11 protein-coding genes, 1 tRNA gene and 1 pseudogene are annotated in these 16,347 nt (G+C 64.2%); 10 read left to right on the forward strand and 3 right to left on the reverse strand.

Annotation, left to right across the window (positions count from 1 at the left end; all coding sequences use genetic code 11):
* Positions 1-165: 165 nt before the first annotated feature.
* Complete coding sequence (locus MLB1_RS15435; protein ID WP_180750859.1) at positions 166-627, forward strand: MmpS family transport accessory protein; 462 nt, start codon at positions 166-168, stop codon at positions 625-627.
* Entirely contained in the window at positions 624-3,566 is a 2,943-nt protein-coding gene (locus tag MLB1_RS15440; RefSeq protein WP_180750694.1) for an RND family transporter, read from the forward strand. The genes MLB1_RS15435 and MLB1_RS15440 overlap by 4 nt, the downstream gene beginning before the upstream one ends.
* Before the next feature lie 88 nt (positions 3,567-3,654).
* On the opposite strand, the pseudogene MLB1_RS15445 reads toward MLB1_RS15440, so the two are convergent.
* Positions 3,655-4,015: pseudogene (locus MLB1_RS15445) on the reverse strand (TetR/AcrR family transcriptional regulator); the annotation flags it as partial.
* 93 nt (positions 4,016-4,108) lie between these two features.
* Between MLB1_RS15445 and MLB1_RS15450 the strand changes: the two are divergent.
* The gene (locus tag MLB1_RS15450) at positions 4,109-5,068 is read left to right on the forward strand and encodes an alpha/beta hydrolase (RefSeq protein ID WP_180750695.1); all 960 of its coding nucleotides are present in this window, start codon (positions 4,109-4,111) and stop codon (positions 5,066-5,068) included.
* A 78-nt stretch (positions 5,069-5,146) separates the two neighbouring features.
* Positions 5,147-6,250 carry an NADH:flavin oxidoreductase/NADH oxidase gene (locus tag MLB1_RS15455; protein ID WP_180750696.1) on the forward strand — a complete coding sequence of 368 codons (1,104 nt, stop codon included), beginning with the start codon at positions 5,147-5,149 and terminating at the stop codon, positions 6,248-6,250.
* On the opposite strand, the gene MLB1_RS15460 is transcribed toward MLB1_RS15455, so the two are convergent.
* On the reverse strand, positions 6,247-8,586 hold the full coding sequence (locus tag MLB1_RS15460) for a DEAD/DEAH box helicase (protein WP_180750697.1): 2,340 nt from the start codon (positions 8,584-8,586) through the stop codon (positions 6,247-6,249). The genes MLB1_RS15455 and MLB1_RS15460 overlap by 4 nt on opposite strands.
* A 314-nt stretch (positions 8,587-8,900) precedes the next feature.
* On the opposite strand from MLB1_RS15460, the gene MLB1_RS15465 reads away from it, so the two are divergent.
* From MLB1_RS15465 to topA, 3 genes are all read left to right on the forward strand, one after another.
* Positions 8,901-9,104, forward strand: a complete 204-nt coding sequence (locus MLB1_RS15465) for a cold-shock protein (protein WP_155941032.1) — start codon at positions 8,901-8,903, stop codon at positions 9,102-9,104.
* A 146-nt stretch (positions 9,105-9,250) separates the two neighbouring features.
* Entirely contained in the window at positions 9,251-9,829 is a 579-nt protein-coding gene (locus MLB1_RS15470) for a hypothetical protein (protein WP_180750698.1), read from the forward strand.
* A 175-nt stretch (positions 9,830-10,004) separates the two neighbouring features.
* Positions 10,005-12,773, forward strand: coding sequence for a type I DNA topoisomerase (gene topA / locus MLB1_RS15475; RefSeq protein ID WP_180750699.1), 2,769 nt, complete (start codon positions 10,005-10,007; stop codon positions 12,771-12,773).
* A gap of 57 nt (positions 12,774-12,830) precedes the next feature.
* Here the strand turns inward: topA and MLB1_RS15480 are convergent, their stop codons facing one another.
* Positions 12,831-14,390 (reverse strand): adenylate/guanylate cyclase domain-containing protein, encoded by a 1,560-nt coding sequence (locus MLB1_RS15480; protein ID WP_180750700.1) that lies wholly within the window; start codon positions 14,388-14,390, stop codon positions 12,831-12,833.
* 93 nt (positions 14,391-14,483) lie between these two features.
* Here MLB1_RS15480 and MLB1_RS15485 point away from each other — a divergent pair, with 93 nt between their 5' ends.
* From MLB1_RS15485 to MLB1_RS15495, 3 genes are all read left to right on the forward strand, one after another.
* Positions 14,484-15,689: a DNA polymerase III subunit delta' gene (locus MLB1_RS15485; RefSeq protein WP_180750701.1), complete on the forward strand. Its 1,206-nt coding sequence runs from the start codon at positions 14,484-14,486 to the stop codon at positions 15,687-15,689.
* A gap of 57 nt (positions 15,690-15,746) precedes the next feature.
* A tRNA-Thr gene (locus MLB1_RS15490) sits at positions 15,747-15,819 on the forward strand.
* Between the two features lie 207 nt (positions 15,820-16,026).
* Complete coding sequence (locus tag MLB1_RS15495; protein ID WP_180750702.1) at positions 16,027-16,344, forward strand: WXG100 family type VII secretion target; 318 nt, start codon at positions 16,027-16,029, stop codon at positions 16,342-16,344.
* Positions 16,345-16,347 lie beyond the last annotated feature (3 nt).

The following is a 16,347-nucleotide window of genomic DNA, read 5'->3' on the forward strand; positions in this document are numbered from 1 at the left end:
AGAGCTATGTTACCGAAAGTAACAAGAGCTATGTGCGGTCAACCCTGAGGAGCCTGCGATGAGTGGGGGATTCTGCGTGCGGGGATGCCTCCCCGGGCCGGTAACGAGCTGCGAGGAGGATCGCGTGTCCGCTGCCCATACCGCCCTAGCCGGGTGTGCTCAATGATGACCCGGCACAAACAGTCTCGGGGCCAGGCCGGGCGAATCCTTGGCAAGCTATGGATGCCCTTGGTGGCGCTCATTGTTATCGCGGTCGTCGGCTTCGGGGTAAATCGGATTCGAGAGAAGTCGCAGGCGATCAGTCACCCGCCGACTACACGTCCGATTCCGGCCACGGTTGTTCAGATCAATCCCAAGAACGTCACCTACGAGGTGTTCGGCAATTTGGGAACCAGCGGGAAAGTGTCCTATGCAAACCTCAATAGCGAACCCGTCGACGTCGTGCTGACATCACTGCCGTGGTCGGTTTCTGAAACCACGATGTCGTCGGCGGCATCACTGAGCCTGGTCGCTCAGGTTGACGGGGACTCGTTGGGCTGCCGCATTCGGGTCAACGGTGAGGTCCGTGAGGAACAGGTCGTCAACCATGCCAGCGCCGCGGTCGCATGCACGGTGACGGCAGCATGACATCGGGTCAGCAGCCGCCGGAGGACACAGACACGGGTCCGGTGCTGGTACCGCCCGCACCTCCGGTAGCGAAGGAACCCGCAAAGCGCCCGGGGCCAGTGCGATTGCTCCGGGTGCTGGCGATTCCGGTGGTGATCTTCTGGGTGGTGGCTGCTGCGGCCCTGAACATCTTCGTGCCCACCTTGGAAGAGACGACCGCGGCCAATGCCAAGGCGATGATTCCGCGTGACGCACCGTCGTCGGCAGCGGCGATCACCCAGGGTCAGGACTTCAAGGAGTCCGACTACACGAGCATGGCGGTGATTGTCCTAGAGGCCGAGGGCCGCACGCTCGGTGAGCAGGACCACCGCTACTACGACGAGATGGTTCGCCGTCTGCTTGACGACAAAGAGCATGTGCAGTCGCTCATGAATCTGTGGGGTGACCCGGTCACGAGGTCGGGGCAGCAGAGCGCCGACGCGCAGGCCGCGACACTGACGGTCCGGCCGGCCGGAGATCTGGGCGATGCCGACTCGAACAGGTCGATCAAGGCTATTCGCGGCATCATTGAAAAGCTCGACAAGGACAAGCCCGAGGGTCTCAAGGTCTATGTGAGTGGGCCGGCGCCATTGGCCTCGGACACTCTCAATGCCGCCGACGAGAGCATGGTCACGCTGACGATCGTCACCGTGGTGGTGATCATCGCGATGCTCCTTATCGCCTACCGCTCCATCACCCGGGCAATAATCCCGTTGTTCGGAGTCTTGATCACGCTGGCCACCGCACGCGGAGTGGTCTCACTTCTGGTTGAGAATCATGTCATCGGGATCTCCTCGTTCGCGATGAACATGGCTGTATCCCTAGTACTGGGTGTGGCTACCGATTACGGCATCTTTTACCTGGGCCGTTTTCAGGAGGCCCGGCGCGCCGGGGAGGACCGGGAGTCGGCGTATTACACTTCGGTGCGCAGTGTAGCCCACGTTGTTCTGGGGTCGGGCATCGCGATATCGGGTGCGTGCCTGTGCCTTAGCCTGACGACGCTCGACTACTTCCGAACATTGGGGCCACCATGTTTTGTGGCGATGGTTGTCGCCGTCATCGCAGCCCTGACTCTGGGTCCGGCGCTGCTAACGCTGGGCAGCAAGGTGCCCTGGTTGTCTGCGCCGGCCAGGACCAGCCCAGTCTGGCGCAAGCTGGGCACGGCGATCGCCAAGTGGCCCGCCGCGATGATTGCGGTTGCGGCGCTGGTGATTCCGTTGTGCATCGCGAACTTGGCCAACTACACGGTGAGCTACAACGATCGCGATTACGCGCCCAAGAGCGTCGAGTCGTCTCGGGGGTATGACGCCGCGGATCGGCATTTCCAGCCGAGTCAACTGTCCATCGACACGCTGTACATCAAGGCCGATCACGATATGCGCAACACCACCGACATGATCAGTTTGGATCGCGTCGCGAAGAATATTGTTCGGACGCCAGGTATTTCGATGGTGCAGAGCATTACCCGGCCTAATGGCCGGCCGCTGGAGCACGCCTCGCTGCCCTATGCCATGGGTTCGATGGGGACCAAGATCGGCCAGAATCTGGGGTTCTTGAAGGACCGCGTGGCCGATATCGACACCATGGCCGCGCGCATGGGCGACATGATGGCCTCGACCAAGAAGATGGCGGACATAACCGGCCAGCTCTCCGCGGGTACGCAGATGTCTGTAGAAGCTTCGAGGGGTTTGAAGGCTGCGATGGACAAGACCCGCGACAACCTGTCCAACTTCGACGACTTCTTCCGGCCGATACGTAACTATTTGTATTGGGAGCCGCACTGCTTCGATATTCCGATTTGTTGGGCCATGCGCTCATTGAACGAATCGGTCGACAATATTGATGAAGCGACCTCACAACTCGGCCCGATGGTCGATGGCCTGAGCATGGTTGACGCGGCGACCCCGCAGATGATCACGCAGCTCAACGCGATGGCGCAGAACATGGCTGTCATGCAGCAGCTGACGCTCACGATGCAGAGCCTGTTTCATACCACCATCGCGCAGCTAGAGCCGATGATCGATCCGATGGTCGATATGGGGAAGGCATTCGATAACGCCAAGAACGACGATTTCTTCTTCATGCCGCCGGAGTCATTCAAGACTAAGGACTTTCAGACCGGGTTGAAGTTCATGATGACCCCCGACGGCAAGGGTGCCCGGATTCTGATCTATCACCAGGGTGAGGCGATGAGCCCGGAAGGTATCGATCAGATTCAGCGGGCCGAGGCCGCCGCGCACGAGGCGATCAAGGGGACGTCGCTGTCCAATGTTGATCTGCTGGTGGCTGGGGCGTCCGCGAATTACCGTGATGTGCAAGCATTTTCCATGAACGACATTCTGACAATGATGCTGGCCACATTCGGGTTGGTGTTCTTGATCGTCATGGTCATCACCCGGACCCTGGCCGGTTCGGTGATTGTTTTGATCACCGTGGTGCTGTCTTTCCTGGGCTCCCTGGGATTGGCCGCGTTCATCTGGGAAACGCTCATCGGCATTGAATTGCATTGGCTTACACTGCCGATCGCGTTCATTGTGTTGGTAGGTGTTGGTTGTGACTACAACCTGCTGTTGCTTTCTCGGTATCGGGAGGAGCTGCACGCAGGTATCCGCACCGGCCTGATTCGCACCATCGCCGGCTCGGGCAACGTGGCCGTCACCGCGGCCTTCGTGCTGGCCGGAACCATGCTGGCCATGCTCTCCAGCGATGTGGTCAACATCGGTCAGGCCGGATCCACCATCTGTATCGGCTTGATCTTCGACATGATGATCGTGCGGCTGTTCCTGGTCATGCCGCTGGCGCGGATTCTCGGGCCGTGGTTCTGGTGGCCACAGAAACTCCCCACACGAAAACACGTCACGTTCAGGGATGCGCCTGAATCTGGCCCGCAACCAGGCGAGTCGGCAACCGCACGGATTTGATGGATCACCAGTCGCGGGCCGCGGAACGAACAGTGGCCCGCGACTGGTGAGTTTGGGGGAGCCGCAGGGAGTTTCCCGTCGCATTGCCAAGTGGCGTGCGGACCGGATCGGGGCAGTGCAGTTCGCCTGCGGCATCGGCACGTCGAAGCACATCGGCGATATCGCCGACCAAAGCCTCAACCTTGTCGGCGATGCGGCGCTCGAACTCGGCGACCATATCGCCGGGCGGAACATCGAGGGTGCGCAGCGCGATGATGCGGAAGTAGCCCGGATTCCGCAGGTGGAAATCGCAGTAGGCGTCGCTGGCGGCGCGCAGTTCGTCCATGGGTGTGCGCCCATTGCCGAAGGCCGCGTCCATCGTGACCGCGTGGAACTCGCGCTCCACGAAAAAGGCCTGCGGCCGCGTCGAGGATTGCCGCACGCGGTGTCAACATTGCGTTCGGGGTCATGACCGAAGGACAACTCGGCCTGCAGATGCCTGTGCCGCTCCCGATCTAGCGGCCCCGCCGCGACTACCAAATACCTGGCGGTAGCGTGAGCGGATGGTCGTCACCCTGCACCCCAAGTCGGGCCTCAAGGCCCGCTTATCGTTCCTTTTCGTGCTGCTTTTCATCAAGCCGATGCTGATCTTGTTCCCGGTCTTCGACTCGGCTCTGCGGCAGCTCAAGTGGCTGGACCGTGGCGCGCAGCGCGGTCCTGACGCGCCAGGCATCGAACGGACGCGGGTTGCTTTGGCCAACAGGCCCACGGATCTGACGGTTCCGGCGGGGACGGCGACTTTGGACTCCGACACCGCCATTCTCTATCTGCACGGCGGTGCGTTCATCGCCTGCGGGCCGGCCACGCATCGCAAGATCACCGGCCTGTTGGCCCGCCAGCTCAGGGTCCCCGTCTACGTACTCGATTACCGGCAGCTGCCGGAGGTTGGTGTGGGCTCCTCGGTGGCAGACGCGGTACAGGCATACCGTGAGCTGCTGCAGGACTACAAGCGGGTGATTGTCGCGGGTGACTCGGCCGGCGGGTACCTGTGCGGCAAGGTCATCGAGTACGCGCACATCAATGGTCTGCCGAAACCGGTTGCCTATGTGGGATATTCACCGCTGCTTGATCTCGACCTGGGCGCCAATCCGACGAGCACGAGCCGTCACGACGCGTACCTGCCCAAGGGCAAGCTGGTGAGGCTGGCGCCGAAATTCGACAGGGGTCCAGTGGAATTCACCGGAGAACGTCGGATCTTCTCCGTGCCCGTCGAGGCATACCCGCCCACCCTGCTCATCACCGCGCAGAACGAATTCCTCGAGCCCGATGCCATCGAACTCGCCGAGAAGCTCTCTGCCGCGGGTGTGGTGGCCCAGGTGCACAGCTATGCGTGGCAGTTGCACGCCTTCCCGGCTATCGCCGTCTCACGCGATACGGCCGAGGTCGTCGTGCTGTCCGCCGATTTCGTGCGGGAGGCGCTATCGGTCGCCGAGCAGGGGTCGGCGACCGAGCAGGCGGGGTAGCGGCACAGGGAAGCATCTCGCGCATCTCGGTGTTGGTTTGTGCCGGACCAGTCACCAGACGCGAGGAGCCCCCGGAACATGAGCCTGTTGTTCGAGCCCTACCGGCTGCGCGACATCACCATTCCCAACCGAATTTGGATGTCGCCGATGTGCCAGTACTCGGCCGAGCCCACGGGCCCCCTGGCGGGTAGCCCGAACGACTGGCACCGCACCCATCTGATCAGCCGCGCCATCGGCGGTGCCGGTCTCATCTTCACCGAGGCCACCGCCGTGAATCCGCAAGGTCGGCTCTCTCCCTACGACACCGGGTTGTGGAACGACACCCAGGAGCAGGCCTGGACCGGCATCGTGGAGAGCATCAAAGTCCATGGCGCCGTTCCCGCGGTGCAGCTCGGGCACGCCGGGCGCAAGGCATCGACCGTTGCGCCGTGGGACGGGCACCGCTCATTGGAACCATCTGACCCGTTGAGCTGGCCGACAATTGGTCCCACCGATGCGCCGTACGGAGACTTCGCCCCGCCTGCGGAAGCCACCAGCGCCGATCTCACGAAGATCATCGAGGACTATGTGAAAGCCGCCCAGCGCGCGCTGCGGGCGGGTTTCCAGGTACTTGAGATCCACGCCGCCCACGGCTACATCCAGCACCAGTTCCTCTCCCCGGCAAGCAATACCCGCACCGACGAGTACGGCGGCTCCTTCTCCGGCCGGGCCAGGCTCACCCTGGAAACGGTCTCGGCGGTGCGCTCCGTCTGGCCCGAGCACCTGCCGCTGTTCGTCAGGGTCTCGGCGACGGACTGGGTATCCGATGAGCCGGGGCTCGAGGCCGCCAGCTGGACTCCCGACCAGACGGTCGAGCTGGCCAGGCTGCTCCAGACACGCGGTGTGGACCTCATCGACGTGTCGACGGGCGGTAATGTGCCGCATGTCCGCATCCCGACGGGGCCGGGATACCAGGTGCGGTTCGCCCGGCGCATCCAGGCCGAAACACCTCTCCCCGCAGCGACAGTCGGGATGATCACCGAGCCGCACCAGGCCGAATCGATCCTCGCCGCCGGGGATGCCTCCGCGGTCCTACTGGCCCGCGAGCTGCTGCGCGACCCTTACTGGCCGCGCCGGGCCGCGCGCGAGCTGGGTGCCGAGCCGAACCCCACAGTGCCCAAGCAGTACGCGCGGGCGTTCTAGCCCGTGTTTGGCAGCCGGGACAGCACGAGTCGCAGCACCTTGATGGCGGCAGCCTTGTCCAATGGGGAATTTCCGTTGCCGCACTTAGGCGATTGCACACACGACGGGCACCCCGCCTCACACTCGCAGGCGTCGATGGCGTCGGCGGTGGCGCCCAGCCAGGTACCAAGCTGTTCGTAACCCCGGGCCGCGAAACCCGCACCACCAGGGTGTCCGTCGTAGACGAATACCGTCGGTAGATCGGTCTCGGATTGCAGGGCGGTGGACACCCCGCCGATATCGCCGCGGTCGCAGCTGGCCACCAGCGGCAGCAGTCCGATGGCGGCATGCTCGGCGGCGTGCAGGGCGCCGGGGGTTGAGAGCGTGTCGATATCGATGCCGGCCAACGCTTCCGGGGTCACGGTGTACATCGCCGCCTTGGTGCTCAATGTCGACGAGGGCATATCGAGCTCGACGAAGTCGAGGATCTCGCCGGTGGACAGCTTGCGTAGATACCCGATCACCTGATGGGTGACGTCCACCGGGACCAGCCCGATCTGCACATCGCCCAGATCGATCCGTTCACCCTCGCCTGTGATCGCGATATCGATGGTGGAGCGGGCGAATGTCGAGTAGTCGGGACTCGCGTTGTGTACCAGTGCGATTCCGTCACCGAAATCGAGCGAGTCGACCAGGTATGTTTCCCCCGAATGTAGATAGACCGCCCCCGGATGCACCGTCGCCGGGGCGCGCCCGGTATCCACGGTTCCCAGCACCCGCCCGGTGTCGGCTTCCAGGATCATCACCTGGCCACCGATCGACCCCCGGATATCCACCGCTGCATACGGATTAAGGCCCGGGGCCGCGAAGTATCCACCGGGGCGCTTGCGTAGTAGGCCGTCGTCGACGAGCTCCGAGACCACATCGGTCGCCTCGAGGGAGCGCACATCATCCGCTGTCAACGGGAGCTCCGTTGCCGCGCAGAGCAAGTGAGGCCGTAAGACATGTGGATTGGTGGGATCGATCACCACCGCCTCGATCGGCTTATCCAGAAGTGCGCCGGGATGGTGAACCAGGTAGGTGTCCAGTGGATCATCGCGCGCGATCAGCACCACTAAGGAGCCCTGGCCACGTCGGCCGGAGCGGCCCGCCTGCTGCCAAAAGGAGGCCACGGTACCCGGGAAGCCCGCCACCACGACGGCATCCAGTCCGGCGATATCCACGCCCAGTTCAAGGGCGTTCGTTGTTGCCGCACCGGTCAACGCGCCCGTCGACAGGGCCTGCTCCAGTGCCCGGCGATCCTCCGGCAGATACCCGGCCCGATATGCCGACACCTGGGATGCCAACGCCGGATCGACCTCCGCCAATCGATGTGCGGCGCCAAGCGCCGTCATCTCGGCGCCGCGCCGCGATCTGACGAAGGCCAGTGTCCGCGCTCCCTCCTGGACCAGATCTGCCAGCAGCCGGGAGGCCTCGGTACTCACCGGGCGTCTTACGGGTGCCCCGTTCTCGCCGGTGATCGGCAGCAGCGGCGGTTCCCACAGCGCCACCGTGCGCATCCCGTGCGGCGACCCGTCCGCTATCACCTCGTTGACGGGCTGCCCGATCAGCGCCCGTGCTGCCGCGCCGGGATTTGAGGTCGTCGCGCTGGCGAAGACCACCGTGGGATGCGAACCGTACCGCGCGCACAAGCGCAGCAGCCGCCGCAGCACAAGGGCTACATTTGATCCGAAAACACCACGGTAGTAATGGCATTCATCGACCACTAGGTACCGCAATCCGCGCAGGAATGCCGACCAGCGCGTGTGGTTGTGCAATAGCGATATATGCATCATGTCGGGATTGGTAAAGATCCACCGCGAGCTTTCGCGTGCGAACCGTCGCAATTCGTTGGAGCTGTCGCCGTCATATGCGCACGGCAACACCCGGTCGAAAGTGCTTATCCCGGCAATTAATTCGCGTATCGAGCGCAGCTGGTCGTGTCCGAGAGCCTTCGTCGGCGCCAGATAGAGCGCCCGGGCCCGCGGCTCAGAGGCCAGGGCGGTCAGGATTGGCAATTGGTACCCCACCGACTTCCCGGAAGCGGTTCCGGTGGCTACCACCACATGGCGGCCTGAGAACGCGAGGGAGGCGGCCGCGACCTGGTGCGACCACGGAACAGTGACCCCGTGGCCCGCAAAGGCGGCTACCGCATCGGGATGGGCCCATTGCGGCCAGGCATCCAGCTGCGCGTCCCGGGCGGGAATATCGCAAATATGTCGCACCGGGGTCTCACCGGTGGGAGTCCCGGCCACGATCAGATCCAGCAGTTCGCGGCCGTAGCTGACCGTCACCAAAAAACCCCTTGTGACCTGCATAATTGTGCCAAAACGGCGCCAAGTTCGCTACCGCATATGGCCATAACACCAGGGTAAGGCAGGCCGAAGGGAGTCAAAGTTTCACCATTGTTCACCGAAGTTCCCGTCGATTATCTGGCACACGGCTATCGCCAGCGCCCTAAACATGCTCTACTTATGGGGGTCGCAGCTTCTGTGTTCGTGTTTTGCACTCGCAGGATCGACGTTGTGATCGCGGTTCCTGCGAGGGTCTTCTTCACGGGGTATGGCGGTCGGAACGGGGCCCGACGTGCCGAACGGGTATGTCGCACCCAAGTGAAAGAAAGATCAAAGAAATGCCACAGGGAACTGTGAAGTGGTTCAACGCAGAAAAAGGCTTCGGATTCATTGCGCCCGAAGACGGCTCCGCTGACGTCTTCGTCCATTACACCGAGATCACGGGCAACGGATTCCGTACCCTCGAAGAGAACCAGAAGGTCGAGTTCGAGGTAGGCCAGAGCCCCAAGGGCCCGCAGGCCACCGGCGTCCGCGCCGTCTGACCCAAGTCCGTTATATAGAAACGCCCCTGGCCACCCGCCGGGGGCGTTTCTCGTCCCGCCATCGGTGAGCAGACGCGTAGCGCACACAAAACGCGGGATACGCGTGCGCTGAGCGTCTGCTCGCGGAGAAAGTACTGTCTGTCACTGTGAGCCAGCTGTCCTTCTTCTCCGCCGAGTCGGTGCCTCCCGAGGTCACCGATCTGGCAGGGCTGTTGGCCGGTCCCGGTCAGGTGATGGTCAGCGGCTCCGGCGCCCGGATATCGGTGGTCGTCGATCAGCCCTGGCGTGCGCTGGCCCTGGCGGAGATGATCACCGAGACCGGTCTCCAGGCCGAAATGAGCCACACCGACGAGAACCACCCGCTGGTGCGTACGGCCATAGACCCAACGGTGCTGCCGATTGCCCACGAGTGGACCCGTGGGGCGGTGAAAACCGTGCCTGCACAGTGGCTCCCGGGAGCGCGCGAGCTGCGCGCCTGGGTGCTCGCCGCGGGTTCCCCGGAGGCCGACCGTTACCTGCTGGGCCTGGATCCACACGCTCCCGACACCCACTCGCCATTGGCGGCTGCGCTGATGCGGGTGGGCATCGCCCCGACTTTGATCGGAACACGCGGTGCCAATCCCGCGTTGCGGATCAGTGGGCGGCGCCGGCTGGCGCGGCTCCTGGAGAACATCGGAGAACCCCCCGGAGACACCGAGGCATTTCGCGCCTGGCCCAGGGTCTAGCAGGGGCTTAGTACGGCTCGGGACACGCTTTTAGTGACCCTGAAATCGGGAATACCGGAGCCCATATGCAAGGCTAGGTTTGCGCAATTGGCGTGGGGGTGTCATCTTGTGACCACGGTGGACCGCCGGTACACCGTACATACGCGGCTGAATGCGCAGGTAAGGAGACGAAGCAGTGCGACGGCTCGTCATCGTCGAATCACCGACGAAGGCCCGCAAGATCGCTGGCTATCTCGGCGACGGATACGTCGTCGAGTCCTCGCGAGGCCACATCAGGGACCTGCCCCGTGCTGCTGCCGACGTTCCGGCCAAGTACAAATCGGAACCCTGGGCCCGCCTCGGGGTGAACGTCGATGCGGACTTTGAGCCCCTCTACATCGTCAGCCCCGAAAAGAAGGGGACCGTTACCGAGCTCAAGAGCCTCCTTAAGGACGTCGACGAGCTCTACCTGGCGACAGACGGTGACCGCGAGGGTGAGGCCATTGCCTGGCACCTCCTGGAGACGCTCAAGCCCACGGTGCCGGTCAGGCGCATGGTGTTCCACGAGATCACCGAGCAGGCCATCAGGGCCGCCGCCAACGACCCGCGCGATCTGGACATCAACCTCGTCGATGCGCAGGAGACCCGCCGCATCCTCGACCGGCTGTACGGCTACGAGGTCAGCCCCGTGCTGTGGAAGAAGGTCGGACGGAACCTGTCCGCCGGGCGCGTGCAGTCGGTGGCGACCAGGATCATCGTCCAGCGTGAACGTGACCGCATGGCGTTCCGCAGCGCCGGGTACTGGGACCTGGGCGCCGAGCTGGATGGCGGCAGCGAGGCGAAGCCTCCTAAGTTCAACGCCCGCTTGGTCAGCGTGGACGCGCAGCGCGTGGCCTCGGGCCGAGATTTCGACTCTCTGGGCCAGGTGAAAAAACTCGACGAGGTATTGGTCCTCGACGAGGTCCGCGCCAACGCCCTGGTCGCCGGGCTTGCGCAAGCCACCCTGACGGTCGCCTCCGCCGAGGAGAAGCCTTACACCCGCAAGCCGTACCCGCCGTTTATGACGTCGACGCTGCAGCAGGAGGCCGGGCGCAAGCTGCGGTTCTCCTCCGAGCGCACCATGAGCATTGCGCAGCGGTTGTACGAAAACGGCTACATCACGTATATGCGTACCGACTCCACGACGCTGTCGGAATCGGCATTGACGGCCGCACGCAGCCAGGCCGCGGAGTTGTACGGAAACGAATATGTGCATCCTTCGCCCCGGCAATACACCCGCAAGGTGAAAAATGCGCAGGAGGCGCACGAGGCCATTCGCCCGGCGGGTGAGACTTTCAAAACTCCCGGCCAATTGCATTCGTTGGTCGACAATGACGAATTCCGTTTGTACGAGCTGATTTGGCAGCGCACTGTTGCCTCGCAGATGGCCGATGCGCGCGGCACCACGCTGAGCCTGCGGCTGGCGGGTACCGCCACCTCCGGCGAGCAGGTGGTGTTCACCGCCAGCGGCCGCACCATCACGTTCTCCGGCTTCCTGTCGGCATACGTCGAGACCGTGGACGAGCTGGCCGGCGGCGAGGCAGACGATGAGGAACGCCGTCTGCCCCACCTCAAACAGGGCCAGACCGTCACCGTTGCCCAGCTGTCCGCAGACGGACACACCACCAACCCGCCGGCCCGCTACACCGAAGCCTCGCTCATTAAGTCGTTGGAAGAGCTGGGAATTGGGCGTCCGTCGACCTATTCGTCGATCATCCGGACCATCCAGGACCGCGGATATGTCCATAAGCGCGGCAGTGCGCTGGTCCCGTCATGGACCGCCTTCGCGGTGATCGGACTGCTTGAGCAACACTTCGGCCGGCTGGTCGACTACGACTTCACCGCCGCGATGGAGGACGATCTCGACGAGATCGCTTCCGGTAATGAACGTCGCACAAACTGGTTGAACGCCTTCTACTTCGGTGGAGATCACGGCGCCGAGGGCTCGGTGGCACGCGCCGGCGGCCTCAAGCGCCTGGTGGGTGTGAACCTGGAGGAGATCGACGCTCGCGAGGTCAACTCGATAAAGCTGTTCGACGACGACCAGGGCCGCGCCATCAATGTGCGCGTCGGCAAGAACGGGCCGTACCTGGAGCGGATCATCACCGGTGAGGACGGCGAACCCACCCCGCAGCGTGCCAATGTCAAGGACGGCGTCACCCCCGACGAGCTGACCGTCGAGATGGCCGAGGAGCTGTTCGCGATCCCGCAGGAGGGGCGTGTGCTGGGCGTGGACCCGGTCACCGGACACGACATCGTCGCCAAGGACGGGCGTTTCGGCCCCTACGTCACCGAGGTGCTACCTGCGCCGCCGGAGCCGGAGGTAGAGGAAAAGCCGAAGCGCGGCGCCAAGAAGGTCGAAGGGCCGAAGCCGCGCACCGGATCGCTGCTCAAGACCATGACACTTGAGACCGTCACACTCGAGGACGCGCTGAAGCTGCTGTCACTGCCTCGGGTGGTCGGTGTGGACCCGGCCAACAATGAGGAGATCACCGCGCAGAATGGCCGCTACGGCCCATATCTCAAGCGCGGCACCGATTCCCGCTCGCTGGCCACCGAGGATCAGATGTTCACCATCACCCTCGATGAGGCGCTCAAGATCTACGCCGAGCCGAAACGCCGTGGCGGGCAGGCCGCCTCGGCGGCGCCGCTGCGTGAACTGGGTGCGGATTCGGTGACCAGCAAGCCAATGGTCATCAAGGACGGCCGCTTCGGCCCCTATGTCACCGATGGCGAGACCAACGCCAGCCTGCGCAAGGGCGATGACGTGCTGTCGATCACCGACGAGCGGGCCTCCGAGCTGCTCGCGGAGCGCCGTGCGCGTGGCCCGGTCAAGCGAGCCAAGAAGGCGCCGGCGAAGGCGGCCAAGAAAGCTCCAGCGAAGAAGGCGCCCGCGAAGAAGGCCGCAGCCAAGAAGGCGACCTAGTACAGCGGGTCGGGGGTACCTCCCGCTTGCGGGGGGAGAGCGCAGCGACCGGGGGATCTAACTGTGACGCGGACGCGCAACCTGCGTTGACACCGTGCGGCCACGAAGCTCGACGGTCTCGCCGACGTCCCAGCGCAGGGCTTCTTCGTCTCGGGCTTCCATGACGGCGGACGCCGAGGCCAGCACATTTCCCGGCTCGTTCTTGGCCAGCTCGGTCAGGCGGGCGGCCTCGTTCACGGGGTCGCCGATGACGGTGTACTCGAAACGCGCCTGCGCTCCGATATGGCCGGCGATGGCCCGTCCCGCGGAGACTCCGATGCCGAAGTCGTTGGAGCCCAACACATTGGTGAGCCCGTCGGCCAGCTCACGGGCGGCGGCCAGTGCGGCGGCGGCGCCGTCGGGGTGGTCGATGGGTGCACCGAAGATGGCCAGTGCGGCGTCACCCTGGAACTTGTTGACGAAGCCGCCGTGCGTGTTGACGGTGTCGACGATGACCCGGAAGAACTCGTTGAGCACTTGCACGACGACCGCCGGACCGCGGGTGGACGCCAACTGCGTGGAACCCACCAGGTCGACGAAAAGCACTGCGACGCTGCGTTCCTGGCCACCGAGTTCAGTGCCGTATTCAAGTGCCCGGCGGGCGACGTCCTCGCCCACGTAGCGGCCGAATAGATCACGCAGGCGCTGCCGTTCGCCCAGATCACGCACCATGTCGTTGAACCCCGCCTGCAACAGTCCCAGCTCGCTGGCGTCGTAGATGGGCACGTGGGCGTTGTAGTTGCCGCGCTGCACTTCGCTAAGCGCCCAACGTAGTTGGCGCAGCGGGTCGGCGATCGAGGTGGCGACCAGCAGGGTCCCCATTAGTCCGATGGCCAGCGCGATGATCGCCAGGATCAGGATGGAGCCGGTGAGATTTTCGGCGCCAGACTTGAGATACCCCGCTCGCTGTCCCACCACGGTGAGCACGATCGCCAGGATCGGCACGCCGGAGCTCAGCGCCCAGGTGAGGATCTGGCGGACGATAACGCCTGGAGCGGTGACATTTTCGGGGACGCCGCGCCGTAGTGCCTGGATGGCGACCGGACGGAGGACGCGTTCGGACTGCAAGTAGCCGATGATGCTGGTCGTGGTGGCGCCGAGCACGGTGGCGAACATGGCGACCAGGATCGAGCTGTGTGTGGACGACCAGGTGACGGCGACGAAGATCGCGCCACCGACGAGCCACGTCGCCACGCTGATAACGGTCCGGTAGAAGGGCATCTGTAAGGCGCGGACGCGGACCGCCTCAGAACCCTCGGATTCGAAGTCGGGGGAGCTGTACTGCCAGCGCAGAACCGGTAACAGCAGGTAGGTGCTGACGATGGCGCCGGCCACAAACAGGATGAACAGCGAGACACCGAGGATGACGAGCCGTTCCGTGCCGAGCTCAGTCAGTTCGACGCGGTCGCTCGGCGGTAGACCGAACCGCAGGAAGCCCAGCACGAACAACGCGCCGACCAGGTTTGACTGGGCGATACCCATGATGAAGAGCGGCCATGGGGTACGTAAGACCCATCTGGAGTACCGGGCTGCGCGTGCAAGCGGGCGCTGGTCAGCCGTTCCCTCCGCGCCAGTCACCCGTTAACCGTAGCTGTAGGCGGTGACGGAGAGGTTTCACACGCCTAATGCGCATGCCCAGGGCGTCGGTCTTGGCGACTAGGGTTGGGGGTAATGAGCGGGGTTTTCGGGCGCCTGGTGGATCAGGGAGCGGTGGTTTCCACGCTCTCGTCCGCGGCATTGGGTTCACGCGGTGGTGAGGCGGGTCGCATGACCCACGCGTGGTTGTTTACCGGGCCGCCGGGGTCGGGCAGGTCGGTGGCGGCTTTGTGCTTTGCCGCGGCGTTGCAATGTGAGGCCGAGGGACAGGTGGGCTGCGGAGAATGCCGCGCCTGTACGACGACGATGGCCGGAACCCACGCTGACGTGCGCAGAGTCGTGCCCGAGGGGTTATCGATCGGCGTCGACGAGATGCGCGCCATCGTGCAGACCGCGTGGCGCCGGCCGAGCACCGGTCGTTGGCTGGTGGTGCTCATCGAGGACGCCGACCGGTTGACGGAGGGCGCGGGCAACGTGCTGCTGAAGGTTGTCGAGGAGCCGCCGGCGCGGACGGTGTTCCTGCTGTGCGCGCCGTCGGTGGACCCAGAGGACATCTCCATCACGCTGCGGTCGCGCTGTCGGCATGTGGCGCTCGTCACTCCATCGGTGGCGGCCATCGCTGAGGTGTTGATGGACCGCGATGGGATCGATGTCGAGCAGGCGCAATGGGCGGCCTCGGTGAGTGGCGGCCATGTGGGCCGGGCCCGGAGGCTGGCCACCGATGAGCAGGCCCGGGCGCGCCGACTTCGGGCATTGGGGCTGGCGCGGGAGGCCGCCACCCCGTCGCGGGCGTATGCCGCGGCCGAGGAGCTGGTGACGAGTGCCGATACCGAGGCCAAGGAGCTGACGGCCGCACGCAACGAGGCCGAAGAGGAAGAATTAAAGACGGCGCTCGGGGCCGGGGGCACCGGCAAGGGGGCGGGGACGGCGCTGCGCGGATCCGCAGGTGTCTTGAAAGACCTCGAACGCAAACAAAAATCGCGTCAGACACGGGCGTCGCGTGACGCCTTGGACCGCACGCTGATCGATTTGGCCACTTATTTCCGAGATGCCTTGGTGCTGTCGTTCGGTGCCGCCCAGGAGGGGCGGGTCGCGTTGCATCATCCCGATATGGCCGACAGGCTCGGGCCGATGGTGGACAGGGTCCCGCCTGAACAGCTGCTGCAGTGCATCGAGGCGGTGCTGGAGTGCCGGGAAGCGCTGGCGATCAACGTGAAGCCCAAGTTCGCAATCGACGCGCTAGTCGCGACCGCGGGACAGGCGTTGCGCCCGTCTGAATGAGGTTGGGCGTCGGGATTCGGGTGCCGTAGACTCTCGGGCGCCGGGTTCGCCCGGCACGCTGCCCTAGCTCAGTCGGTAGAGCAATTCACTCGTAATGAATAGGTCGGGGGTTCGATTCCCCCGGGCAGCTCAAACAAGCAGGTCGCAGGGTTATGATTGTTTGCTGGCTAACTGCCGGACCCCTGAAGTGGACACTAAATGGACACTAATTCGCACGGCGACGTGTATCCGCGCCTGTGTCTGCCGTATCTACGCCGCTGTTGCGCTGGCAAATTCGACGGCGATACTATCCAGCAATGTCGGGCGGGGTGTGGAGCGGCTTTGCGGGGGATGCTGAGTGACTAACCATTTGCAGGTCAATCCTGAGTTGTTGCACCGGTCCGCCGACGAGATGGATCGGTTGTTGGCTGCGCACCGCGCCGCGCATACCAAGGCGCACGGTTTGATCAATGCGGCGACGTCAGGATGGGTCGGTGGCGCGGCCACCGCGTTGGGGTCTGAGTCGACCGAGTGGCAGGGCCACTCCAAGCACGTCGAGAACGAGTCGACCCACTACCGGGACGCATTCGACCAAATCGGCTATGCGTTCGCGACCACCGAAGAACAGACCGCAGTGAGCATAATCACCACCCGTCTGCCGCAGGCGAAGGCCTGAAGC

The sequence above is a fragment of the Mycobacteroides sp. LB1 genome (assembly GCF_013449725.1).
Classification (GTDB): domain Bacteria; phylum Actinomycetota; class Actinomycetes; order Mycobacteriales; family Mycobacteriaceae; genus Mycobacterium.

Coding starts and splice junctions, on each gene's coding strand:
- MLB1_RS15460 (WP_180750697.1), bottom strand. CDS start 8,586: ATGCAGGTCACAAGGGGTTTTTTGGTGACGGTCAGCTACGGCCGCGAA.
- MLB1_RS15455 (WP_180750696.1), top strand. CDS start 5,147: ATGAGCCTGTTGTTCGAGCCCTACCGGCTGCGCGACATCACCATTCCC.
- MLB1_RS15435 (WP_180750859.1), top strand. CDS start 166: ATGACCCGGCACAAACAGTCTCGGGGCCAGGCCGGGCGAATCCTTGGC.
- MLB1_RS15450 (WP_180750695.1), top strand. CDS start 4,109: ATGGTCGTCACCCTGCACCCCAAGTCGGGCCTCAAGGCCCGCTTATCG.
- MLB1_RS15440 (WP_180750694.1), top strand. CDS start 624: ATGACATCGGGTCAGCAGCCGCCGGAGGACACAGACACGGGTCCGGTG.
- MLB1_RS15485 (WP_180750701.1), top strand. CDS start 14,484: ATGAGCGGGGTTTTCGGGCGCCTGGTGGATCAGGGAGCGGTGGTTTCC.
- MLB1_RS15465 (WP_155941032.1), top strand. CDS start 8,901: ATGCCACAGGGAACTGTGAAGTGGTTCAACGCAGAAAAAGGCTTCGGA.